General features: G+C 71.7%; 19 protein-coding genes. 10 read left to right on the top strand and 9 right to left on the bottom strand.

Annotated features, from left to right (window positions below):
• The first annotated feature begins 184 nt into the window (after positions 1–184).
• Both AB0J39_RS09515 and AB0J39_RS09510 read left to right on the top strand, forming a co-directional pair.
• Positions 185–1,561, top strand: coding sequence for an FAD-binding protein (locus AB0J39_RS09515; protein ID WP_363462954.1), 1,377 nt, complete (start codon positions 185–187; stop codon positions 1,559–1,561).
• A gap of 92 nt (positions 1,562–1,653) precedes the next feature.
• A complete protein-coding gene (locus AB0J39_RS09510) occupies positions 1,654–2,007 on the top strand; it encodes a DUF1801 domain-containing protein (protein ID WP_363462953.1) in 354 nt (117 codons plus the stop codon).
• A gap of 258 nt (positions 2,008–2,265) precedes the next feature.
• Here AB0J39_RS09510 and AB0J39_RS09505 read toward each other — a convergent pair whose 3' ends face one another.
• The 4 genes from AB0J39_RS09505 to AB0J39_RS09490 are packed head-to-tail and all read right to left on the bottom strand — an operon-like array spanning position 2,266 to position 5,939.
• On the bottom strand, positions 2,266–3,729 hold the full coding sequence (locus tag AB0J39_RS09505) for an AMP-binding protein (RefSeq protein ID WP_363462952.1): 1,464 nt from the start codon (positions 3,727–3,729) through the stop codon (positions 2,266–2,268).
• Positions 3,726–4,400 carry a flavodoxin family protein gene (locus AB0J39_RS09500; RefSeq protein WP_363462951.1) on the bottom strand — a complete coding sequence of 225 codons (675 nt, stop codon included), beginning with the start codon at positions 4,398–4,400 and terminating at the stop codon, positions 3,726–3,728. The genes AB0J39_RS09505 and AB0J39_RS09500 overlap by 4 nt, the downstream gene beginning before the upstream one ends.
• Positions 4,397–4,624, bottom strand: a complete 228-nt coding sequence (locus AB0J39_RS09495; RefSeq protein WP_363462950.1) for a DUF6052 family protein — start codon at positions 4,622–4,624, stop codon at positions 4,397–4,399. Before AB0J39_RS09495 ends, AB0J39_RS09500 begins: the two co-directional genes overlap by 4 nt.
• A complete protein-coding gene (locus AB0J39_RS09490) occupies positions 4,608–5,939 on the bottom strand; it encodes an AMP-binding protein (RefSeq protein WP_363462949.1) in 1,332 nt (443 codons plus the stop codon). The genes AB0J39_RS09495 and AB0J39_RS09490 overlap by 17 nt, the downstream gene beginning before the upstream one ends.
• Positions 5,940–6,187: 248 nt before the next feature.
• On the opposite strand from AB0J39_RS09490, the gene AB0J39_RS09485 reads away from it, so the two are divergent.
• From AB0J39_RS09485 to AB0J39_RS09460, 6 genes are all read left to right on the top strand, one after another.
• Positions 6,188–7,300 carry a serine hydrolase domain-containing protein gene (locus AB0J39_RS09485; RefSeq protein ID WP_363462948.1) on the top strand — a complete coding sequence of 371 codons (1,113 nt, stop codon included), beginning with the start codon at positions 6,188–6,190 and terminating at the stop codon, positions 7,298–7,300.
• Between the two features lie 250 nt (positions 7,301–7,550).
• Positions 7,551–8,723: an epoxide hydrolase family protein gene (locus tag AB0J39_RS09480; protein ID WP_363462947.1), complete on the top strand. Its 1,173-nt coding sequence runs from the start codon at positions 7,551–7,553 to the stop codon at positions 8,721–8,723.
• 218 nt (positions 8,724–8,941) lie between these two features.
• Entirely contained in the window at positions 8,942–10,345 is a 1,404-nt protein-coding gene (locus AB0J39_RS09475; RefSeq protein ID WP_363462946.1) for an FAD-dependent monooxygenase, read from the top strand.
• Between the two features lie 82 nt (positions 10,346–10,427).
• Positions 10,428–11,738: an acyltransferase gene (locus tag AB0J39_RS09470; protein WP_363462945.1), complete on the top strand. Its 1,311-nt coding sequence runs from the start codon at positions 10,428–10,430 to the stop codon at positions 11,736–11,738.
• Between the two features lie 246 nt (positions 11,739–11,984).
• On the top strand, positions 11,985–12,548 hold the full coding sequence (locus tag AB0J39_RS09465) for a dihydrofolate reductase family protein (protein ID WP_363462944.1): 564 nt from the start codon (positions 11,985–11,987) through the stop codon (positions 12,546–12,548).
• Between the two features lie 134 nt (positions 12,549–12,682).
• Positions 12,683–13,753 (top strand): NAD-dependent epimerase/dehydratase family protein, encoded by a 1,071-nt coding sequence (locus AB0J39_RS09460; RefSeq protein ID WP_363462943.1) that lies wholly within the window; start codon positions 12,683–12,685, stop codon positions 13,751–13,753.
• A 228-nt stretch (positions 13,754–13,981) separates the two neighbouring features.
• Here AB0J39_RS09460 and AB0J39_RS09455 read toward each other — a convergent pair whose 3' ends face one another.
• The 5 genes from AB0J39_RS09455 to AB0J39_RS09435 form a co-directional block, all read right to left on the bottom strand.
• Positions 13,982–15,223 carry a cytochrome P450 gene (locus AB0J39_RS09455; RefSeq protein ID WP_363462942.1) on the bottom strand — a complete coding sequence of 414 codons (1,242 nt, stop codon included), beginning with the start codon at positions 15,221–15,223 and terminating at the stop codon, positions 13,982–13,984.
• Positions 15,224–15,266: 43 nt separating this feature from the next.
• Entirely contained in the window at positions 15,267–16,466 is a 1,200-nt protein-coding gene (locus AB0J39_RS09450; RefSeq protein WP_363462941.1) for an acyltransferase, read from the bottom strand.
• A 145-nt stretch (positions 16,467–16,611) separates the two neighbouring features.
• On the bottom strand, positions 16,612–17,832 hold the full coding sequence (locus AB0J39_RS09445; RefSeq protein WP_363462940.1) for a class I SAM-dependent methyltransferase: 1,221 nt from the start codon (positions 17,830–17,832) through the stop codon (positions 16,612–16,614).
• A gap of 74 nt (positions 17,833–17,906) precedes the next feature.
• Positions 17,907–19,037, bottom strand: coding sequence for a DegT/DnrJ/EryC1/StrS family aminotransferase (locus AB0J39_RS09440; protein ID WP_363462939.1), 1,131 nt, complete (start codon positions 19,035–19,037; stop codon positions 17,907–17,909).
• A gap of 16 nt (positions 19,038–19,053) precedes the next feature.
• Positions 19,054–19,809 carry a class I SAM-dependent methyltransferase gene (locus tag AB0J39_RS09435; RefSeq protein WP_363462938.1) on the bottom strand — a complete coding sequence of 252 codons (756 nt, stop codon included), beginning with the start codon at positions 19,807–19,809 and terminating at the stop codon, positions 19,054–19,056.
• A 269-nt stretch (positions 19,810–20,078) separates the two neighbouring features.
• Between AB0J39_RS09435 and AB0J39_RS09430 the strand changes: the two genes are divergently transcribed.
• Positions 20,079–21,326 carry an acyl-CoA dehydrogenase family protein gene (locus AB0J39_RS09430; protein WP_363462937.1) on the top strand — a complete coding sequence of 416 codons (1,248 nt, stop codon included), beginning with the start codon at positions 20,079–20,081 and terminating at the stop codon, positions 21,324–21,326.
• A 35-nt stretch (positions 21,327–21,361) separates the two neighbouring features.
• Positions 21,362–22,948, top strand: coding sequence for a 4-hydroxyphenylacetate 3-hydroxylase N-terminal domain-containing protein (locus AB0J39_RS09425; protein WP_363462936.1), 1,587 nt, complete (start codon positions 21,362–21,364; stop codon positions 22,946–22,948).
• Positions 22,949–23,285: the final 337 nt, after the last annotated feature.

The raw sequence follows: 23,285 nt of genomic DNA, 5'->3' as shown, positions 1-23,285 counted from the left end.
GCCATCGTCCGTGGCGGGCGGCGCGGCCACATCTCCCAGAGTGCGGGGGCGGACGGGCCCGGCGGCGGGGCCGCGCATTGCGCACGCTGGGAGACGCGGCGCGCGCGACCGGCGTGCGAGCCTGGGAAACGGCCGAACGCCAGGACACCGGCCTGGCACCGCTGAGCTGGAGGGCACGCCAGTCATGACGATGGTCGGCGAGCAGGGCGTGAGCATCGCGCTGCCGGGAGAGGCGGCGTTCGACGCCGCCACGCAGATCTTCAACCTCGCCGGGCGGGTGCGGCCGGTGGCCGCGACGACCGCCCGCACGGTCGACGAGGTCCGGGCCGCCATCCGGTACGCCAGAGCGCGGCGGCTGCCGGTGCGCGTCCACACGACGGGACACGCGGCCCCCGCGGGGCGTCCCGTGCAGGACGCGCTGCTCATCCGCACCGAGCTGGGGGGCGGCGTCGAGATCGACTCCCACCGCCGGGTGGCGCGCGTCCCCGCCGGCACGCGCTGGGCCGCGGTGGTCGAGGCCGCCGCCGCCCACGGGCTGGCCGCGCCCCACGGCTCGGCCCCGACCGTCGGCGTGGTCGGTTATCTGCTGCGCGGCGGGCTGAGCTTCTACGGCCGGCTGCACGGGCTCGCCGCCAACAGCGTGCGCGCGGTCGAGCTGGTCACGGCCGACGGCGAGCTGCGCCGCGCGGACGCGACGTCCGATCCCGAGCTGCTGTGGGCGCTGCGCGGCGGCGGGGGCGGTTTCGGCGTCGTCACCGCGATCGAGATCGACCTGTTCCCGGCGGCCCGGGTGATCACCGGGGCGTCCTTCTGGCCGGCCGCGCACGCGCCCCGGCTGCTGGCCGAGTGGCGGCGGTGGACGCTCGACGCCCCCTGGGAGGTGACGACGTCGCTGCGAATCATGAACCTGCCGCCGCTGCCGGAGATCCCGCCCGCGCTGAGCGCCGGTCCCGTGGTGAGCGTCGACGGCGCCGTGCTCGGCACCGCGGGCGACGACCTGACCCTCGCACGGCGGCAGGCGGAGAACCTGCTCGCCCCGCTGCGCGCCGTCGCGGAGCCGGTCATGGACACCTGGGAGGAGACCGTCCCGGCCGCCGTGCTGGAGGCGCACATGGAGCCCGACGACCCCATCGCCATCGCCGGCGACCACATGCTGCTGCGTGAGTTCGGCGACGAGGGCGCCGCCGAGTTCCTCCGGCTGCTCGGGGGACCCTCGCCGCTGGTGACCGCCGGGCTGCGGCAGCTCGGCGGCGCGTACGCCGTGCCGGACCCGACGGGCGGCGCGCTCAGTCACCTCGACGCGGCGTACGCGTACTCCGGCGCGGGCGTCGTCGAGGACGCCGCGAGCCTGGCGGCCATCGAGGAGCACTGCGCGGCCGTGCGCGCCGCGCTGAGCCCGTGGGACACCGGGCGGACCGCGCCCTCGTTCGTGGAGAACGTCGAGCAGCCGCAGGGCCACCTCGGCCCCGACCAGATCGCCGCGGCCGACCGGGTCCGCGAGCGCGTCGACCCGGACGGGCTGTTCCGCGGCGACATCACCCCGAATGCCTCCCGTCTGTAAAACGCGCACCGCGCGCGGGACGGGATTGCGAAGATGACCATGGCGCCGAGGTCCGACGCCCGGCGCGGACGATTCCGAAGGAGGTCCCCCGGATGGGCAACCCGGACGTGGACGAGTACATGAAGACCAGGCTCACGCCCGAGCAGCAGGAGATCGTCACCGCTCTGCGCGAGCTGATGGCGGAGTGCGCGCCGGACGCGGCGGAGGTCATCAAGTTCGGCTCCCCGGCCTGGCAGCAGAAGAAGATCCTGGCGATCATCAGCAGCAGCAAGACCCACATCACCTTCGCCTTCGAGCGGGGCGCGGAGTTCGAGGACGCGCACGGCCTGCTGGCGGGCGTGGGAAAGCAGACGCGGCACGTCAAGATCAAGAAGCCCGACCAGATCAACCACGAGGCGCTGCGCGACTACATCGCCCAGGCGATCAGGGTCGACTCGGCCAACTAACCCTTCCCCGGCTAGCCCTTCCCCGGCGACCCCGCACGCGCCGCCCGGTCACGCCTCACGCGCGGCCGGGCGGCGTTCCGCGTCCGCGAAAGATGTCCGCGCGAGACGTTACGCAGGACGTCCACGCTGAACGTCCACGCGACCGGCCGACGTGAGACGTTCGCGCGGCATGTCCGCGGGGACGGGCGGTGGGCCGGGCGGAGGACATGGAGGAGCCCGGCCGGCGTGCGGGCGGCACGCCGGCCGGGCGGCCCCTTTTCAGGTCGTGATCGCGTAGCGGTGCGCGACCTCGCGGGCGACCAGCGCCGCGGGGTCCGGCGCGGACCTGTTGTCCAGGATCCTGGCGGCCTTCCAGCTCACGAACGCCCCGGTGTTGGTCACCGGGTCGAGCTCGGCCTCGACCGTGATGTCCGCGTCCACCCCGGCGAGCCGGCGCAGCCGGGCGGCCACCCCCGCGCCGATGTCGCGCGGGTCGCCGGCGATCTCGGGCAGCAGGTCCATGCGCACGGTCACCCTGTCACCGCCCGCGCCGTCGCCGTCGATGACGATCTGGTAGCCGAGGCAGCCGCGCACGCCGGTGAGCACGGCGGTCTCCAGCTCGGCCGGCTGGAGCACCGCGGTGCCCAGGTGGATCCGGTCGGCGGCGCGGCCGATGACCTCGACGACCGGCCCCGGCAGCGGCGCGCCGTCCGGCGCCGGGGTGATCCGCACGAGGTCGCCGGTGCGGTAGCGGATCAGCGGCTTGATGCCGTCGACCAGCATCGTCAGCACCAGCTCCCCCACGCCCTCGTCGCCGAGGACGTCGCCGGTGTCGGGGTCGACGACCTCCACCAGGTAGTTCAGCTTGGACAGGTGCAGGTCGCCGGTGATCGCGCCGGTCGCGATGCACAGCGCCTCCTGCGAGCCGTACAACGCGGGACGGACGATCGCCTCCGGCCAGAGCGAGGAGACGTTGGCGGCGAAGGCCGGGGTGCAGACCTCGCCCAGCACCAGGAACAGGGAGACGGGCAGCCGGGCCGGGTCGTAGCCGTAGTGCCGGGCCGCCTTCGCCAGGCTGAGGCACATCGCCGGCGCGCAGACCAGGACCTCGATGCCCAGCTCCTCGATCAGGCGCAGCGCCTTGCGGAACCCGACGCGCGGCGACTCCGGCCAGATCTTCACGTGGCACGCGCCGAGGGCGGCCGTCACCGCCGTGAACACGTCGCCGAACGCGTACAGCTCGGAGGGGCCCATCAGCCCGACCACCGGTCTCCGGTCGCCGAAGCGGGCCTCGAACAGCCGCCGCCAGGACTCCTCCACCGCCGAGTTGCTGGTCAGGATGTCCTTCGCCCCGCGCGGGCACGGCGTCGACGCGCCGGTCGTGCCCGTCGTCTCGTAGAAGATGGCGGCCTCCGCCGGGCTGCCCGACAGCACGTCGTACATCTCGCGGCGCAGGTCGTCCTTGGTGGTGAAGGGCAGCGTGGACAGGGTGCGCGGGGTGACCCGCTCGACGTCCACCCCGGCCAGGTGGCGGCGGTAGAACGGCGAGCGGGACGTCACGTGCCGCAGCACCGCCGTCAGCCGCTCGCCGTACCAGCGGTCCCAGTCCGCCTCCGTCATGCGGCCGTCGTGGAAGGCGCGCAGCGTGCGCCGGTACTCCTGCCAGAACGCGCGCAGCGCGGGCGGGCCGGCCGGCTCGGCCGCGACGGCGTTCACCACCGGCCGGGCCGCGACGGCACTCACATCCGCTCCCGCGCGGCGTCCCAGGTCAGGCCGTCGCGCTCGCTGCGCTCCCGCAGCGGGAGGATCTCCTCCCTGCCGGTCAGCTCGCGGTACTCGTCCAGCAGCTCGATCATGTCGATCATGCGGTCCACCAGCCGGGTCACGTTGATCATGCCCTCCTCGTCGTACGCGGCGTCGCCCTTGTGCAGGGCGTGCACGGTGGCGGGGAACCCGCTGCCGACCACGATCATCCGGTTGAGCAGCGCGTTGGCGGTGAGCTGCGCCCACACCTCTCCCGCGCTGTAGCGGCGGGCGAGCGCGATCACGCCGGCCACCTTGTTGCGCAGGGGCCGGTCGAAGCGCAGGTAGCCGACCCCGGCACGTTCCAGGAACGTCTGCATCAGGCTGCAGGTGCCGAAGCCGTGGACGGGGGCGGCGTAGATGATGCCGTCCGCGGCGCTCATCTTCTCCACCACGCCCGCGACGTCGTCGGTCTGCACGCAGCGGACCACGCGGTCGTTGCAGTCGCCGCACGGCCCGCAGGCCACCATCCGGATGTTCCGCAGGTCGACGGCCTCGAGGTCGACGCCGCGCTTGGCGGCGACCTCCGCCGCGTGCAGCAGGACGTCCACCGTGTTGCCGTCGCGCTCGGAGCCGTTGATGGCGACGATCCGCTTGCGCCGGCCCGTCACGACGCCTCCCGCAACGGGATCTCCCGCTCGCCGCTCCACCGGTGCGAGTAGAACTCGAAGTCGAGGGCCTGCCCGTCGAGCGCCGCGTGCAGCTCCGCCACGGCCACCCGCGCGGCGGTGGCGACGGACGGGACGCCGCACGACTCGGCCAGCTCGTGCAGGGTCGCGTAGCACTCGCGGAGCTGCCGCTCCTGCTTGGGGGACAGCTCACCTGGAGCGTTCATCATGGAACCTCGCCGCTTTCAGTTCGAATCGGGGAAGGCTGCCCGGCTCGGCCGTCTCGACCTCCGGGCGGATGCCGATCTCCTCTTTCACCGCCCTGCTGATGCGCTCGCACAGGCCCGGCGCGTCCAGGCCGGCGAGGTCGTGCGGCTCCACCCGCACGACGATCGTGTCGAGCCCGCGGACGGTACGCAGGATCACCTGGTGCTCGCTCACCTCGGGGAAGCCCCGCAGCACGTCCTCGATCATCACCGGCGTGACGGACACACCGCGGATCTTCCGCATGTCGTCGCGCCGCCCAAGGATGCCGCCGTCGAACCAGTCCCAGGTGCGGCCGCAGCCGCACTCGTGCCAGGGCCTCTTCACCACCAGGTCGTCGGTCCAGTGGCGGAACAGCTGCACGCCCTCACGGCCGAGGCCGGTCGTCACGCGGACGCCCTCCTCGCCGTACCCCACGGGCTGCAGGGTCTCAGGGTGCAGCACCTCCTCGATGAGCCCGGACTCGATGATGTGGCAGCCGCCGTTCTGCCAGGGGCACTCGAACATCGACACGGTGCCGAACTCGGTCGTGCCCGCGGCGTTGAACACCCGGGCCCCGAACGCCTCGGATATCGTCCGCGTGGTCGACTCGGGGCGCGGCTCGCCGCCCGCCATGATGATCCGCACGTTGGCGTCCCTGGCGAGGTCGACGCCCATCTCGCGGGCCGTCTCGATCAGCCGCATGGCGTAGCTGGGCGTGCAGCCGAGCACCTCGATCTGCTGGTCCACCAGCAGCCGGACGCGTGCCTTCGAGTCGAGCCCGCCCGAGGGGGCGACCCGGCAGCCCATGCGTTCGAGGCCGTAGTGCATGCCCCAGAAGCCGATGAACAGGCCGTAGCCGAAGGCGACCATCCCCCGGTGGCCGGGGCGCACGCCCATGCCGTACAGCACGGTGCACCACAGGTCCACGCCCCAGGTCCAGTCGCGCAGCGTGTCGAACGTGCGCACCGGCGGGCTGCCGCTCGTGCCGCTGGTCTGGTGGTGCCGGATCCCCAGTATGGGATCGGTCGACGGCCAGGCGCCGTACGGCGGGGCCGCCTCCTCCGCGGCGATCAGCTCCGACTTGTGCAGCAACGGGACGGTCGCGAAGTACTCCTCCAGTGAGCCGATCCGCTCGGGCAGCCGTTCCCGCCAGAACGGCGAGTTGCTCCGGGCGTAGTCCAGGGCCTTGGACAGCTTGCGCCACTGCCACTGCTCCAGCTCCCGGCGCGGCATGGTCTCCGTCTTGCGGTTCCAGTACTCGGCGGTCTCCGGGCGGGCCGGTCCGAGCGATGCCATCAAGCCTCCCCTACGACCTCGTCGACAACCGGCTGCGGTGACGGCGCGACAGGCGCCGGCGCGGCACCACGAAACTTGTCGATAAATCCCTGATTACCGTGACATCGTGGTCGGGCCGCGTCGCACGCCGCATCTCTGAAATTGCGGGGAAAACTTCTCTCAGATTGCGCTGTCCTGACAACGCGTTGTCGGACGGCCACCGCGGGCGAGAAAATACGACGGAATGGCCGACGACAAGGGAAAAGGACATGAGCGAACTCCAGCGGAAAGTTCAGGAAACCATTGACCAGCTGGTCGAGTCAGGGGCCGAGACCGGTCTGCAGGTCGCGGTCTACCAGGACGGCCGTCAGGTGGTGGACGCCGTCGCCGGCGTCGACGCCGCGACCGGAAGCCCGATCACGTCCGGCAGCCTGATCTACAGCAGCTCCGCCGGCAAGGCTCTGACCTCGGCCGTGGTGCACGTGCTCGTGGAGCGGGGCGTCTTCGGCTACGACACTCCCATCGCGGAGGTGTGGCCGGAGTTCGCCGCCAAGGGCAAGGACAAGGCGACCATCCGGCACGCGCTGACCCACACCCTCGGCACCCCCGGCGTCCCCGCGGACACCACCCCGGACGACCTGATCGACTGGGACAAGATGGTCACGGCCCTCGCCGACGCCGAGCCGTGGTGGGAGCCGGGCACCAAGACCGGCTACCACGCCCAGACCTTCGGCTGGCTGCTCGGCGAGACCGTGCGCCGCGCGACCGGCAAGCCGATCTCCCAGGTGCTCAAGGAGGAGGTGGCCACCCCGCTGGGCGTGGCCGACGAGCTGTTCCTCGGCGTGCCGGCCTCCCACCTGGACAAGGTGGCCCCGCTCGTCCAGGTGGGCGACCCGGTCGACCTCGACCAGCTGGAGCAGTGGATGCCCACCTACTTCAAGGCCGTCCCCAAGGCGGTGCAGCTCAGCGTCGAGATGTGCAACCGGCGCGACTACCTCGCCGCCGACATCCCGGCCGGCGGCACGTTCAGCGCCCGGGCGCTCGCGAAGCTGTACGCCGCGCTGCTCGGCGAGGTGGACGGCGTCCGCCTGATCTCGCCCGAGCGGCTGCGTGAGGTCTCGGCCGTCGCGGTCGACGGCGTCGACGAGATCTTCGGTCACCCCACGCAGTACGCGCTGGGCTTCGGCCTGGGCCGCCCGGTGGAGAACGGCCCGGACCCGTCGAGCGTGCTCGGCTGGCCCGGCGCGGGCGGCACCCACGCCGACATGGACCTGTCCAGCGGGACCACGTTCGCGCTGACCAAGACCCGGTTCAGCCCCGGCGACTACTCCGCTGTCGCCGCGGTCTCCGACGTCATCACCAAGGCCGACGCCAACGTGTGACAGACGCCGTGTGACCGACGCCGGGGTCCTTCCGTCACGGGCTCCCTCTCCGCCGTACCGCGCCTGGTGCGGCGGAGAGGGAGCCCTTGCCGTTACGGGAGAGCGCACGGAGCACTGCGGGAGATGCGGCACGGCGGGCCACCGGCCGACGATGGCGGGGTGAGGACAGGTCCTCACGCGGCCCGCCGACTCCGCCGGCGCCCGAGATCGCATCGCATCAGGCAGCGCTACTACCGAATCAGGTGCACACATGCGTTCATTCCGTGTCGAAATCCCGCAAGCCGACCTGGACGATCTGAAGCGGCGGCTCGCCGCCACCCGGTGGCCGGACGAGCTGCCGGGCGTCGGCTGGGACCGGGGCGTCCCCCTGGCGTACCTCAAGGAACTCGCCGAGTACTGGCGGACGAGCTACGACTGGCGCGCCGCCGAGCGGCGGCTCAACCAGTACCCCCAGTTCGTGACCGAGATCGACGGCACGGACGTGCACTTCGTCCACGTCCGGTCGCCGGAGCCCGACGCCACTCCCCTGATCCTCACGCACGGCTGGCCCGGCTCGGTCGCCGAGTTCCTCGACGTCATCGGCCCGCTGACCGACCCGGCGGCCCACGGGGGCGACCCGGCCGACGCCTTCCACGTGGTGATCCCGTCCATCCCCGGCTACGGCTTCTCCGGTCCCACCGGCGAGACCGGCTGGGACGTGACCAGGGTCGCGCGTGCGTGGGCGGAGCTCATGAAGCGCCTCGGGTACGACCGGTACATCGCGCAGGGCGGCGACTGGGGCAAGGTGATCTCGCTGCAGCTCGGCCTCGTCGACCCCGAGCACGTGGCCGGCGTGCACATCAACATGCTGGTGACGTTCCCGCCCGGCGACCCCTCCACGATGGACCTGGACGCGGACGAGCTGGCCCGGCTGGAGCACGGCGGCCGGTTCCAGCAGGACGGGGTGGGCTGGCAGAAGATCCAGTCCACGCGTCCGCAGACCCTCGCCTACGCGCTCACCGACTCCCCGGTCGGCCAGCTCGCCTGGATCGCCGAGAAGTTCAAGGAGTGGAGCGGCGTCGAGAACGCCCCCGAGGAAGCGGTGAACCGCGACGACCTGCTGACCAACGTGTCCATCTACTGGTTCACCGCCACCGCGGGCTCGTCCGCGCAGCTCTACTACGAGTCCAGCTACGGCGACGCGGCCTTCGCACGGACGTGGGGCGGGCCGTGGCCGCTCACCGTGCCCGTCGCGGTCGCGGTCTTCCCCAATGACGCCACCCGGCCGATCCGCCGCTTCGCCGAGCAGACGCTGCCGACGATCACGCGCTGGACGGAGTTCGACCGCGGCGGGCACTTCGCCGCGCTGGAGCAGCCCGGCCTGCTGGTCGGCGACGTGCGGGCCTTCGCGCGCTCGCTGCGGCCGGCGCCGGTGAACGCCTGACGCCGTAAGCGCACCGGACGTCACGGCCGGGCGGACGGGACCGGAGCCGGTCCCTGCCGCCCGGCCCTTCGGCGTGCCCGCGAACAGCCCGCCGGGCACCGGAACACCGGAGCACTGCGGAAGATGCGCCGCTTCCCGGGGGCGTCTGACGATGACGGGGTGCGAAACGGCGGATCGCCGCACTTTCCGCGCGATCCGGTACACAGGGAGGTAACCCGATGAGCAGTCTCGTGGGAAACCGCGCGGTGGTGCTCGGCGGCAGCATGGCGGGCCTGCTCGCGGCGCGGGTGCTCGCGGACGGCTACGCCGAGGTGGTGGTGGTCGACCGGGACCGGCTGAGCGGCGTGACGACCGCGCGCCGCGGCGTCCCCCAGGGCCGGCACGTGCACGGGCTGCTCGCCCGCGGCCAGCAGATCCTGGAGGAGCTGTTCCCCGGGTTCACCGAGGGGGCGGTGGCCGCCGGCGTGCCCACCGGTGACCTGGGCGAGCTGCGCTGGTTCTTCAACGGGGCCCGGCTGGAGCCGGCCCGCACCGGGCTGATCTGCGTCTCCGCGGCCCGTCCCGTGCTGGAGAGCCACGTACGCGCCCGGGTGGCCGCGCTCCCCAACGTCACGTTCCTGGAGGAGCACGACATCGCCGGGCTGGTCGCCACGCCCGACCGCGGCCGGGTGACCGGGGCGCGCGTACGGCCCCAGGCCGGCGACGGCGACGAGGTGACCATCGAGGCCGACCTCGTGGTGGACACGACCGGCCGGGGGTCGCGGACCCCGGTGTGGCTGGAGGAGTTCGGCTACGAGCGGCCGGCCGAGGAGAAGGTCAAGATCAACCTGACCTACACCACCCGGCACTTCCGGCTGCCCGACGAGAGCATCCTCCACGGCGACCTGTCCATCAACCCCGTCTCCTCGCCCTCGCACCCGCGCGGCGCCTTCTTCTCCAGGATCGAGGGCGGCCGGTGCGTGGTGTCCCTCACCGGCGTGCTGGGCGACAGCGCCCCCGCGACCCCCGAGGGCTTCATGGACTTCGTCGGGTCCCTGCCGGTCCCCGACATCCACGACGTCATCAAGGACGCCGAGCCGCTGGACGACCCGGTCTCCTTCCGCTACCCGGCCAGCGTCCGCCGGCACTACGAGCGGCTCACCCGCTTCCCCGACGGCCTGCTCGTCATGGGCGACGCCGCGTGCAGCTTCAACCCGGTGTACGGCCAGGGCATGACCGTGGCCGCCCTGGAGGCGCTCACCCTGCGCACGCACCTGCGCAAGGGGACCGAGCCCAGGCCGCTCGACTTCCTGCGCGACATCGCCGCCGTCATCGACGTGCCCTGGAACATCTCGGCCGGCGGCGACCTGAGCTTCCCGGAGGTCGAGGGCGAGCGCCCGCTCATGGTCCGGGTGATGAACGCCTACATGGGCAGGCTGCAGAACGCCATGTCCAGGGACGGCGTCGTCACCAGGACGTTCATGCGCGTCGCCGGGCTCGTCGACCCCCCACAGGCGCTCATGAGCCCCGGCATGATCCTGCGCGTCCTGCTGAAGGGCGGCCGTCCGCAGGCGAGCGCGCCGCGGCGGGCGGAAAACCGCGCCGAATCCAGCATTTCAAAAGATGTGCGCATTTCAGGCTGAACCTGATGATAACGACGCAAGGGGGGTCGATTGGCATCGCCAAACGATTGCGAACGGATTCACTCCTGATAGGAGCAGGAAAATGGTGGCCACATCCAGCGCGCACGGCGCGAGAGCCGACAGCGGTGAACGAATTCCGCGACTAGAGGGCGTGCGCGGCGTCCTCGCATTGGGAGTGCTCGTCTTCCACGCCGCGTGGCTGGCGGGCGTCACCAGCTTCATGGACCAGCCCGGCAACGGCATCTGGGGATACCTGGCGGACGGCCTGGCGGTCTGTCTGCCGCCCTTCTTCGTGCTGTCGGGTCTGTTCCTCTACCGGCCCTTCGCCCGCGCGGTCCTGGCCGGCACCCGCGGGCCGAACGTGCCGGCGTTCCTCACCCGGCGCGCGTTCCGCATCCTTCCTGCCTACTGGCTGATGCTGGCCGTCGCGCTGCTGTTCATCAACCTCAACGGGATCCACGGCATCCGCGACGTGATCCGGCCGTTCCTGGCGATCCACTTCTTCTGGCAGGAAGGCCAGCCGCTGACCGGCCTGCTGCACACCTGGACCGTCCCGACCGAGCTCACGTTCTACCTTGCCATCCCGCTGCTCGCGCTGGCCTCCAACCGGCTCGCGCGCCGCAGCGCCGACCCGGCCCGGCGGATGCGGCTCATGATGATCACGCCCGCCCTCGTGCTGGCCGGCGGGTTCGCGTGGATCGTCTACACGAACCTGCCCTCGTTCAAGGGTCCGTACGAGTTCTGGTTCTGGCCCTTCTACTACATGACGGCCTTCGCCTGCGGCATGGCGCTGGGCATCCTGCACGCCTACTCCGAGGTGACCGGCCGGGTGCCCGGCCTCTACCGGCTGGCGGCCCGGCGGCCGAACCTGTTCTGGCTCGCCGCGCTGGTCGTCTACCTGGCGTACGCCCCGCAGCCCTTCGGCACCCCGGGCATGGGCGACTGGCCCGCCCTGATCCAGGAGCTGGTCGGCCACACCCTCGTGCTCGTCTTCGGCGTGCTGTTCATCGTGCCGCTGACGCTGCCGGAGGCGAAGTCGCGGTTCATGGACGCGGTCCTGGCCAACCCGGTGATGCGCTACCTCGGGCGCATCTCCTACGGCATCTACCTCTGGCACGTGCTGGTCCAGGAGTTCTACCTGAAGAACGGCAACATCTTCGGGGTGGACCCGCTCGACGCCACCCAGTTCCGGGGCACCGTCGGCTTCTGGGAGACGACGGCCTTCGTGCTCGCGGTGAGCGTGGTCCTGTCGACCGTGAGCTACTACGCCCTGGAGCGCCCGGTGATGAAGCTGTGGAACGTCTGGTTCAGGAAGGACACCAGGGCACGCGTGACGGCCACCGACCCGGCCCAGCCGGGCGTGCCGGTGGGCGCGTCCACCGACCGCGCCTGACCGCGCCTGACCGTGCCTGACCGTGCGCGACGCACGATTACGACCGCAACGCCGGAGAGCGCCGGACCCCGACGGATCGCCAGCCGCGAACGTCACCGGCCTCTCCGGCATTGCGGTCGAAACGCATCTTCACTCCCCCGCGCGGCCGGATCCGGCCACGCGCCACATCCAGCCGGCGCCGCCGCTCGACCCCCTCCGCGTGGGAGGGTGCGGGGGCACGGCCGCGAACACGAAGGAGGTCAGCGGATGAGGAAGCTCATCGCATCGGTCATGACGTCGCTCGACGGGGCCATCGAACACCCCGAGGTCTGGTCGATGGACTACTGGAGCGACGAGGCGGAGGCCCAGGCCTGCGAGCTGCTGTTCGCCAGCGACGCCCTGCTGCTCGGGCGGGTCACGTACGAGGGCTTCGCCGAGGCGTGGCCCGAGATGACCGACGAGAGCGGGTACGCCGAGCGGATGAACAGCCTGCCCAAGTACGTCGTCTCCTCGACGCTGGAGAAGGCCGACTGGAACAACTCCACCGTCATCGGGTCCGACGTCGCCGGCGAGGTGGCCAAGCTCAAGCAGCAGCCGGGGCAGAACATCCTGACCTTCGGCTGGGGGCGGCTCACCGAGTCGCTGCTGAGCCACGGCCTGCTCGACGAGGTCAACGTCTGGCTCCACCCCGTTCTGGTGGGCAGCGAGGAGGGGCAGCTGCACCGCAAGGGCGTCGCCTCGCCGCTTGAGCTCGTGGACAGCAGGACGCTCGCCTCGGGCATCGTCATCCTCAACTACCGGCCCACCGCACCGAAGGCTTCGGAGGACTAGGAGACAACCCGGTCGCCCGCGACGGCCCCCGCGCCGGTCGCGGGCGGCCGTCGCGCCATTTCGGATGCGCGCCTGACCAGGCGCGTCGTCGTCTACGGAAGGGATCAGCGGCCGTGGAAAGAGACGCAAGAAGGGTGAATCCGCTGTCACCGCCGCACGGGACGGGACACCGTCCCTCCCGCGTGGTGGTGACGGGCGGCTCCGGCTTCATCGGCAGCCATCTGGTGGACCGCCTCATCGCCCGGGGGGACGAGGTGACCGTCTTCGACAGCGGCCCGCTGCCGGAGCACCAGCGGCTCGCCCGTGAGCACGCCCGGCTCGTGCAGGGCGACGTACGGGATCCGGACCGGCTCGCGAGGGCGATCACCGCCGGGGTGGACGTGGTCTACCACCTGGCCGCCGTGGTCGGCGTGGACCAGTACCTGGCCCGGCCCCTCGACGTCATCGACATCAACTTCCAGGGCACCCGCAACGTGCTGGAGCAGGCCGTCCGCGCCGGCGCCCGGGTCGTCGTGGCCAGCACGAGCGAGGTGTTCGGCAAGAACCCCGCGGTGCCGTGGACGGAGGAGGCCGACCGCGTGCTCGGCTCCACCTCCGCCGACCGCTGGACCTACTCCACGGCCAAGGCGCTGACCGAGCACCTGACCTTCGCCTTCGCCCGCCAGCACGGCCTGCCGGCGACGGTCGTCCGCTACTTCAACGCCTACGGCCCGCGCCAGCGCCCCGCGTTCGTGCTGAGCCGCAGCATCCACCGCGCGCTGAACGGCCGGCCCATCGTGATGTACGACCGGGGCGGGCAGACCAGGTGCTTCACCTACGTGGACGACGCCGTCGACGGCACGCTGCTGGCCGCGGGCCACCCGGCCGCCGTCGGCGAGTCGTTCAACCTGGGCAGCATGGTCGAGACGACGGTCCGCGAGGCCGGCGCGCTGGTCGCCAGGCTGACCGGGGCCGACGCGGCGCAGGACCCGGTGGACGCCGTGGACACCCGCCACGCGCTCGGTTCGGCCTACGAGGACGTCCCCCGGCGCATCCCCGACAGCACGAAGGCGCGCCGCGTGCTCGGCTGGCGGTGCGCCACCTCGCTGGAGGAGGGCGTCGCCCGGACCATCGCCTGGGCCCGCGCCAACCCCTGGTGGCTGGCCCTGCCCGACACCGGCGCGGTCGGCGTGCGCGAGCCCGCCGTGCTGGACAGCGCCGCGTGACGGGAGGCCGGACCAGCGGACGAACAGGAGGGCCGGGCGCCGCCCGGCCCTCCTGCCGTGTGTGCCGGATGCCCGCCGTGACCGAGTGCCAGGGTGACCGAGCGCCAGGGTGCCGGGTGCCAGGGTGACCGGATGCCAGCGTCCGGATGCCCGGTCACGGCAGAGCCCCCCGCACCGGGGTCACCGGATGCGGGGGGCTCTGTCGTGGAGCCGCGGGGGCCGCCGCGCTCAGCGGACGCCGGCGGGCACCGGGGCGGTCAGCCGCACCGGCAGGGCCCGGTGGCCGTTCATGATGAACGTCGGCAGCGGCTGCAGGTCGTCCTTCGAGACGGCGAGGGTCAGCTCGGGGAAGCGCTCGAAGAGGCTGGACAGGCCGATGGTCGCGACCGCCCGGGCGATGCCCGCACCGAGGCAGTAGTGCGGCCCGTGGCCGAACGACAGGTGCTCCTTGTCCGGGCGGGTGATGTCGAAGCGGCCGGCGTCGTCGCCGTGCAGGGCCGGGTCGCGCCCCACCGCGCTGTAGTTGACGAGGATCGGGTCGCCCTTCGGGATCGTGACCCCGTCGAGGTGGATGTCGGTGACGGCGTACCGCAGCGGCAGGTGCACCAGCGGCGACTCGACCCGCAGCGTCTCGTCGATCACGTCGTCCCAGCTCGCGCGGCCCGAGGTGACCAGTTCGAGCTGCTCGGGGTGGGACAGCAGGGCCGTGATGGCGTTGTCGAAGAAGTTGATCGTGGTCTCCGAGCCCGCGCCGAGGATCGCGAAGATCGTGTCGGCCAGCTCCTGCTCGGACAGGCGCGAGCCGTCCTCGTCGCGCGCGGCCACCAGGTCGCTGGTGATGTCCTCGCCGGGGTTGCGGCGCTTCTCCGCGATGAGCTCCTCCATCGCGCCCCGCCAGCCGCGCAGGATGGCCTGGGCCTGCTCGGGGGTGACCGTGGTGTCCACCATCATGTCGATGACCTTGGCGGTCTCGACCCGGGCGGCCTCGGACATCCCGATCAGGTCGGCGACCAGCATCGCCGGCAGCGGGTAGGCGAACCGCTGCCGGAGGTCGACCACCTCGCCCGGCGGGGTGGCCGCCAGCCCGTCGAGGAGCATGGTGGTCAGCTCGACGATCCGCGGCTTGATCGCCTCGGTGCGGCGCGGCGTGAAGGCCTTGCCGACCAGCCGGCGCAGCCGGACGTGGTCCTTGCCGTACGCCGTGACCATGTTGTCCATGGCGATCCAGCTGATCATCTCCCAGTCCGGGGGGATCTCGCCGTTGATGAACGCGGGCCAGTGGTTCCTGGCGCTCTTGGTGACGTTCGGGTCGGTCAGCAGCTTGCGGATCGCGGCATGGGTGTTGACCGACCACGCGATCACCCCGCCGGGAAGCTCGACCCGGGTGGCGTGACCCTGTGCGCGCAGGCGGTCGGTCTCCGCGTGGATGTCCCGGCCGGTGGTGTCGAGGACTGGGCAGCGTCTTTCCACGGATGTCTCCAGGGTTGCTTCGGTGCGTTGGACGAGGAATCGCTCAGTCGGACGAGCCGGCGGAGGCCGCCTGCAGGCGCGGCCCCTCGGTCCCGGTCTTGCGGGACCGGCTCCACCGCCGCATGGCGGGCTGCTCGACGAACCGGTAGAGCAGCCATCCCGCGAGCACGTTCACGCCGATCAGCGCGAGGACGAGCAGGGTGCCGCCCACGACGCCGTACTCGGCGCGGCCCAGCACGGCGGGACGCAGCCAGAAGAGCACCACGGCCTGCGTCATGTAGAACCCGAAGGACACGTTGCCCAGCCACACCATCGGCCTGCTGCCCATCACGGTGCGCCGGCCGCGCAGGTTGGCCGCGGCGAACGTGCCGATCGCCAGGCCGAACGGGACCGCCGTCACCAGGACGAGGCTGTACGGCGAGGGCACCCACAGCGTGGCGGCGTACGCGGCCGCGAGCAGGACGGCCACAGGGGTGATGCCGATCCGGGGCCACCGGCCGCTGATCACGATCCGGGCGAGGATCATGCCGAGCACGAACTCGAACAGGCGGGCCGGGGGGAACATGTAGACGAACCAGAACTGCGGCAGCGACAGCGGGTCACCCGGGTAGCGCGGCTCGTCGGGCAGCAGCGTGAACGTGACGAGGCAGACCGCGGCCATGGCGACGACGGTGACGCCGGCCCACGCCCACAGACGGCTCTCCCTGATCTTCCCGATCGGGATCATCAGCAGCGGGAACAGCAGGTAGAACAGCATCTCCGAGCTGAGCGACCACGCCGGCATGTTGGCCCCGCCCCAGTAGTTGGAGTCGGGCGAGAACGAGTTGACGAGCAGCAGGTTCGGCAGCCCCCACAGCGGCGTGTAGGCGGCGGCGAACAGGAGCATCGCGAGCGCCCAGGTCACCACGTGGTTGGGCAGGATCTTCACCGAGCGGCGCCGCAGGTAGGCGCGGACCGAGTCGCCGGGCCGGTACGACCAGGTGATCACGAAGCCGCTCAGGATGAAGAAGAACGACACCCCGATGGAGCCACCCGGGGAGAAGAACCACATGAGGTTCTGGGTGATGGCGTCGTCCTGGTACGGCGTCGCCGGATCGAGGTCGCCCGCGGTCATCGGGTAGATGACGTGGCTCATGAAGACCAGCAGCGCGGCGATGATCCGCATGCCGGTCAGTGCTGGCAGATCGGGGCGGCGCTCCTCCTGGAGGGCGCCGCGGTGAACGGACGACGTCGCCACGGACACGGTGGGTCTTCCTTTCCACTCGGACTGCCCCTGCCGGCGAACGGGAGAACGCTGGGCAATCACGGAATGACGCTTTCCGGCGACTCCATCATTCGCATCCGCCGCGCGTCGCCGCATCTCCCCCCGTGCTTATTCCGAATAGCACTCAGACAACGTGGACGTCGGGCACGTAGAGAATCCACCGGCCGCCGCGCTCGGCGAATTCCCGCTCTTTGCGCATGATTTCCCCGGCGTGGTTCCAGGCGAACAGGATCGCGTAGTCCGGCGGGTTCGCCGCGAAAACCTCGGGCGACACGACGGGAATGTGCGAACCGGCCACCAGGCGGCCCTGCTTCGACGGTGTGGAGTCGCAGACGAACGGCACCGTGTCGGTTCCGATCCCGCAGTAGTTGGTCACCGTGGTGATCTTCGCGGGGGCGCCGTACCCGGCGATCGTCTTCCCCTCCGCGCGCAGGCTCCGCAGCAGCGCGGTGAGATCGTCGCGGACGCGCGCGGCCCGCCGGGCGAACTCCTCCAGCGTGGCGTGCTCGCCGAGCCGCTGGGCGGCCTCCCGGGCGAGCCACTCGCCGACCGCGGGGCGGACCTCGCGCGCGCCGGGCTGGGACAGGGTGTAGCGCATCGAGCCGCCGTGCAGCTCGACGTGCTCGGCGTCCACGAGCTCGAGCCCGTAGCGCTCGGCCGCGGCCTTGATCGCGCGCACCGAGAACACGAAGGAGTGCTCGTCGTAGAGGATGTCGAACGCCGTCTGCTCGACGACGCTGCCCAGGTAGGGCTCCTCGAAGACGAACACGCCGCGCGGGCCGAGCAGCAGCTTGGCGCCCTTGAGCACCGAGGCGAGGTGGGCGATGTGCGCGATCACGTTGGCGCCGAAGATGACGTCGGCCGGGCCGTGCTCGGCGCGGATCGGACCCGCCGCCGCCTCGTCGAAGAACCGGGACAGGACCCGGACGCCGCGCGCCCGGGACATCTCGGCCACCTGCCGCGAGGGCTCGATGCCGAGGTGCCGCACCCCGGCCCTGGCGATCCGGGCGAGCATGACGCCGTCGTTGCTGCCGATCTCCACGATGAACGGGTCGGGACCGGTCAGCTCCGTCTCCAGGAACCGCTCGGCGATGCCCTCGAAGTGCCGGCTGTGCACCACCGAATTCGAGGCGTGGTACGGATATTCGTCGTGATATCTGACCTCCTGCGGGATGTCAGCCATGAGCTGAACCATCGTGCACGAGTCACACATTCCGACGATGAGCGGGAAGAAGAACTCGTCCGCGATATCCCCGGGCTTGGGGAACGCGTTTCCGCGGGGGTGCGACCCCAGGTCGACCGACGCCTTGACCGGGCCGCCGCAAATCCGGCAGGAAATATCCATGACTGGACGTTAACACCGCCGTCCGCGGCATTTCTTATCGGCGGTTGCGGTGCATTCCGCCAATGGCGCGGCGATCACCAGCCGGACCTCACCGTCGCCACGATGTGCTCGCGCTCCTCGTCCGACAGCCACCAGCCGACGGGGATGTTGACCACGCGCTCGTGCACCGCGTCGAGGCCGGGCAGGGCCGTACGCGCCGCGGTCACGCAGCCGTGCGCGTCGTTGCGCCGGCACACCACGCTCACGGTGATCCCCGCGGCGGTCATCTTGCGCATGAAGGCGGCGCGGTCCTCGACCTTGACCGGGTACAGCCAGAACGACGACTCCAGCCCCGGCGTGCGCGCCGTCGGCTCCAGGCCGGGCACGTCCGCGAGCTCGCGGTCGTAGAAGGCCGCGTTGCGCCGGTGCCGCTCGACCCGGGCGTCCACGTCCGCGAGGTTCGCCAGCCCGATCGCCGCGCCGATCTCGTTCAGATAGAAGTTGTAGCCCCACTCGGGCACGTCGTAGTCGGCGTTCACCCGGTCGGCGTCGCGGTCGATGCCGAAGAAGCGCAGGCGCCGGGCGCGCTCCAGCGACCGCTCGTCGGGCAGGACGAGCATGCCCCCGGTGCCGCAGCTCAGGTGCTTGGTCGCGTGGAAGCTGTAGGCGCAGTGGTTGCCGTGGTTGCCCAGCGGCCGTCCGTGGCAGACGGCCCCCCACGCCTGGGCGCAGTCCTCGATCACCGCCGGGCGGACGCCGTACGCCGCCTCGGCGTCGTCGAGGATGCGCCCCAGCCGGTCGAGGTCCACCGGGCAGCCGCCCCAGTGCACCACCATGACGGCCCGGGTGGCCGGCGAGATCTTCTTCGCCAGGTCGTCGAGGTCCATGTTGAGCGTGGCCGGGTCCACGTCCACCCAGGTGATCCGCAGCCCGTTGGCGAGGATGCTCCAGTTGGTGGCCTCGAAGGTGAACGGGGTGGTCAGCACCTCGCCCGGCGGCCCGTCCGGCTCGGGCCCGCCCGCCGGCCGCAGCGCCAGATGGAGCGCGAGGTGGAGCGCCGACGTGCCGTTGTTCAGCGCGACCAGGCGGGGATGGCCGACGCGCGCCGCGAGGGCGCGCTCGAACTCCTCCACCCGCGGCCCGTGGCCGAACCGGCCGCTGTGCAGCACGTCGGCGACCAGGTCGGCGGCGCCGGGCGCGACCGCGGACCGGAACAGGGGGATCACCGCCCGCCCCTCCCCCTCACCGGCGCACGCCGAGGAACAGCGAGCGCCCGGCGAGCATGTCGCCCGTCTCCTCCAGGCAGGTCACGTCGAGGCCGGCCCGCCGGAACGCGGCGGCGTACTCCTCCCGGGAGAACAGGCTCATGACCTGCACGTGCTCGAAGTGGCGCACCCCGTCGCCGTCGCCCACCAGGTAGTGGGCCCGCACCTCGACGGTGTCGCCGACGCGCACGGACCGCGCGACCCGCGCCACCACCCGGTGCTCGTCGCGGACGACGTCGTGCCCGATGTGGCCGTCGGTGAAGCCGTCCCTGAAGTACCACGGCTCGACGATGAGCACGCCGCCCGGGGCCACGTGCCCGGCCATGCTGCCGATCGCGGCGTCGAGCTCTTCGGTGCCCGCCATGTAGCCGACCGTGCCGTACAGGCTGCAGACGGCGTCGAAGGACCGGCCGAGGTCGAAGTCGCGGATGTCCCCCGGGTGGACGGCGACGCCGGGCAGCTTGGCCCGGGCCCGCTCCCGCATGGCGTCGGACAGCTCGACGCCCTCGACGTGCTCGAACATCGCCCGCAGCGACTTGAGGTGCTCCCCGGTGCCGCAGGCCACGTCGAGGAGCGTCGCCGCGTGCGGGGCGCGGTCGCGGATCAGGCCGGCCACCACGGCGGCCTCCTTCGCGTAGTCCTTGCCGCGCCGCTGGTAGAGGAGGTCGTAGATCTCGCTGACGTCCTCTCCGTAGACGTTGTCGTCCCGCGTTCGGCTGTCGACTGTGGTCACCGCAACTCCCAACCGCCAGGGCGCCCGCCACGCGGACGCCGGGCGCGTCCGGCGTCGCGGGGGCGCCTCGTCCGCTACTTGACCGTCTCCGGGACGGGGAACCGCACTCGGATTCTCTCCGGGGCACCGGCGCGCTGTCTTATCGCGGAATGCCATGACCGCACGTCCCGCGATATGGCAGGGCATTTCGGGAGATGCACCGGGCCGGTGGGGGGTGTGACGCTGACCGCGTATCCGTACGCCCACGAGACCGTGAGGAACCGCGCAGCATGGGAGTCATCACCGATCTTCCCGAGCACCGCCTCCCGTCCCCTCCCGAGCCCGGCCTCACGCCCGAGCAGGTGGTCGCGAGAGCCGAGGCCATGGTGCCCCTCCTGGTCGAACGCCAGGCGGAGACCGAGCAGCGCACGTACTACGGCGAGGACGTCCACGAGGAGTTCCGCAAGGCCGGGTTCTACCGGATCCTGGTGCCCCGCCGGTACGGCGGCTACGAGTTCGGCATCGACACGTTCATGCGGGTCGCCATCGCGCTGACCCGGGGCTGTCCCTCGACCGGCTGGATGTTCTGCCTCGGCGCCGCGCACGCGCTCCCGGCCGCCACCGTGTTCCCCCGGGAGGTCCAGGACGAGATCTTCGCCTCCGGTGAGTTCATCTGCCCGGCCACGGTCGTGCCCGGCGGCACGGCCGAGCGCACCGCGGACGGTGACTGGGTGATCGACGGCACCTGGGGCTACTGCTCCGGCTCGCCGTACGCCACGCACTTCATGGGCCACGCGATGGTCACCCCGGAGGACGGCGGCGAGCCGGAGCCCATGATGTTCATCGCGCCGCGCGACCAGTGGACTCGCCTGGACGACTGGGGTCACGCGCTGGGCCTCAAGGGCAGCGGTTCCCACAGCATCCGCATCACCGGCGGCCGCGTCCCCGACCGCTACACGATCAAGACCCACATGAGCCAGATCGACGTCAGGGAGGGCTCGCCGGGGCGCGCCCTGCACGGCAACCCCGAGTACGGCGGCGGCCAGCTCAGCTTCATGGTCATGGAGGACGCGGTGCTCGCCGTCGGCATGGCCAAGGGCGCGCTCGACGCGTACGAGGACCTGATGCGCACCCGCACCACCCCGTTCCCGCCCATCGTGGTGCGCTCGCAGGACCCTGACTTCCAGCTCAGGTACGGCAAGGCCGCCGGCCTGATCGCCACGGCCGAGGCCGCGACCATGGACGCGATCCGGCAGTGGCGCGAGGCCTGCGCCCAGGGCCCGGCGGCGGTCACCCACGAGCACGAGCTGCGCCTGGCCGCGATCTGCGCCGAGGTGGTGTCGCTGTGCTGGCGCGCGGTCGAGCGCTACCTGTTCCCCACGGCCGGGTCGAGCGCCGTGCGGCGGGGCGAGCGGATCGAGCGCGTGTGGCGCGACATGTCGATGTTCGTCACGCACGCCGGCGTCTCGACCTTCCTCGCCACCATCGCCAAGCGCGACCTGGCCCGGGCCCGGTTCGGCGTCGCGGACCACGGGTGAGCCCCGGACGACCGAGAAGGAAGGGACATCTGGCGATGACAGACCTCCACGACGCGCCGCTCGCGGCGGAGCACGCTCCGCCGCGGCGCACGCGTCCCCTGACCGGCGCCGAGTACGTCGAGAGCCTGCGCGACGACCGCGAGATCTACCTGTACGGCGAGCGGGTCAGGGACGTCACCACGCATCCGGCGTTCCACAACCCCATCCGGATGACGGCCCGGCTGTACGACGCCCTGCACGACCCGGACCGGCGGGACGCCCTCGTCGTGCCGACCGACACCGGCAGCGACGGCTACACCCACAGCTTCTTCACCACCCCGCGCAGCGCCGACGACCTGGTGGCCGACCAGCGGGCGATCGCGGCCTGGGCCCGGATGAGCTACGGGTGGATGGGGCGCAGTCCTGACTACAAGGGCGCGTTCCTCGGCACGCTCGGCGCGAACGCGGAGTTCTACGAGCCCTTCTCCGACAACGCCCGCCGGTGGTACCGCGAGTCGCAGGAGAAGGTCCTGTTCTGGAACCACGCGATCGTGCACCCGCCGGTCGACCGCAACCGGCCGCCGGACGAGGTCGCCGACGTCTTCGTGCACGTCGAGAAGGAGACCGACGCGGGCCTGGTCGTGAGCGGCGCCAAGGTCGTGGCGACCGGTTCGGCGCTGACCCACTACAACTTCATCGCCCACTACGGCCTGCCGATCAAGGACAAGAAGTTCGCCCTGGTCGCGACCGTGCCGATGGGCGCGCCCGGGTTGAAGCTGATCTGCCGTCCGTCCTACTCGGCCATGGCCGCCGTGATGGGCAGCCCGTTCGACTACCCGCTGTCGTCCCGGCTGGACGAGAACGACACGATCCTCGTGCTGGACAAGGTGCTCATCCCCTGGGAGAACGTCTTCATCTACGGGCACCTGGGGAAGGTCCAGCTCTTCACCGGCCGGTCCGGCTTCCCCGAGCGCTTCACCTTCCACGGGTGCACCCGCCTGGCGGTGAAGCTGGAGTTCATCGCCGGCCTGCTGGCCAAGGCGGTGGAGATCACCGGGACCAAGGACTTCCGGGGCGTGCAGAGCCGCATCGGCGAGGTGCTGGCCTGGCGCAACCTGTTCTGGGGCCTGTCGGACGCCGCCGCGCGCAACCCCGTCCCGTGGGTGAACGGCGCCGTCCTGCCCAACCCGGCGTACGGCCTGGCCTACCGGTGGTTCATGCAGATCGGCTACCCCCGGGTCAAGGAGATCGTCGAGCAGGACATCGCCAGCGGCCTCATCTACGTCAACTCCGGCGCCGAGGACTTCCGCAACCCCGACGTCCGGCCGTACCTGGACAAGTACCTGCGCGGCTCGGACGGCATCGACTCGGTCGAGCGGATCAAGGTGATGAAGCTCCTGTGGGACGCCGTCGGCACCGAGTTCGGCGGCCGGCACGAGCTGTACGAGCGCAACTACGCCGGCAACCACGAGAACACGCGGGTGGAGCTGCTGTCGGCGCAGATCGCCAACGGCCAGGTCGACGGCTACAAGGCGTTCGTCGACGAGTGCCTGAGCGAGTACGACCTGGACGGCTGGACGGTCCCCGACCTGTCCTCGTTCGAGGAGCTGCGGCAGGCGAAGAAGAGCCTGTTCGACCTGTGAGCCTTGCCGGGGCGGCCACCGCCGCCCCGGCCGCGGCCCGTGTCGCGACCACGACCACCGGCGCGCCGGATCTCTCCCGAGGTCCGGCGCGTTCGCCGTTCCCGGCCCGGTCTCGCGCCGCAGGACCTCTCGCTGCAGGCCCGCGCACCAACCCTTCGTCGGGCCCCCTCGCCCGGCCGCGCACTTCGTGGTCACCCGACGCACCAGCACCTCGTCCTTGGCGCACCAGGTGCCGGAGGGGTCCTCCCCCGCCACGCCCGCGCGTGCCCCGCACGCGGAACGCCCGGGGCGGGAGTCCCGCCCCGGGCGTTCCCGGGCTTTCCTGTCCCGGCCGTTC

The sequence above is a fragment of the Microbispora sp. NPDC049633 genome (genome assembly GCF_040675265.1).
In the GTDB taxonomy this organism is placed as follows: Bacteria; Actinomycetota; Actinomycetes; order Streptosporangiales; family Streptosporangiaceae; genus Microbispora; species Microbispora maris.
The sequence above is the reverse complement of the archived record's forward strand: the minus strand, read 5'-3'. Positions and strand labels throughout refer to the sequence as shown.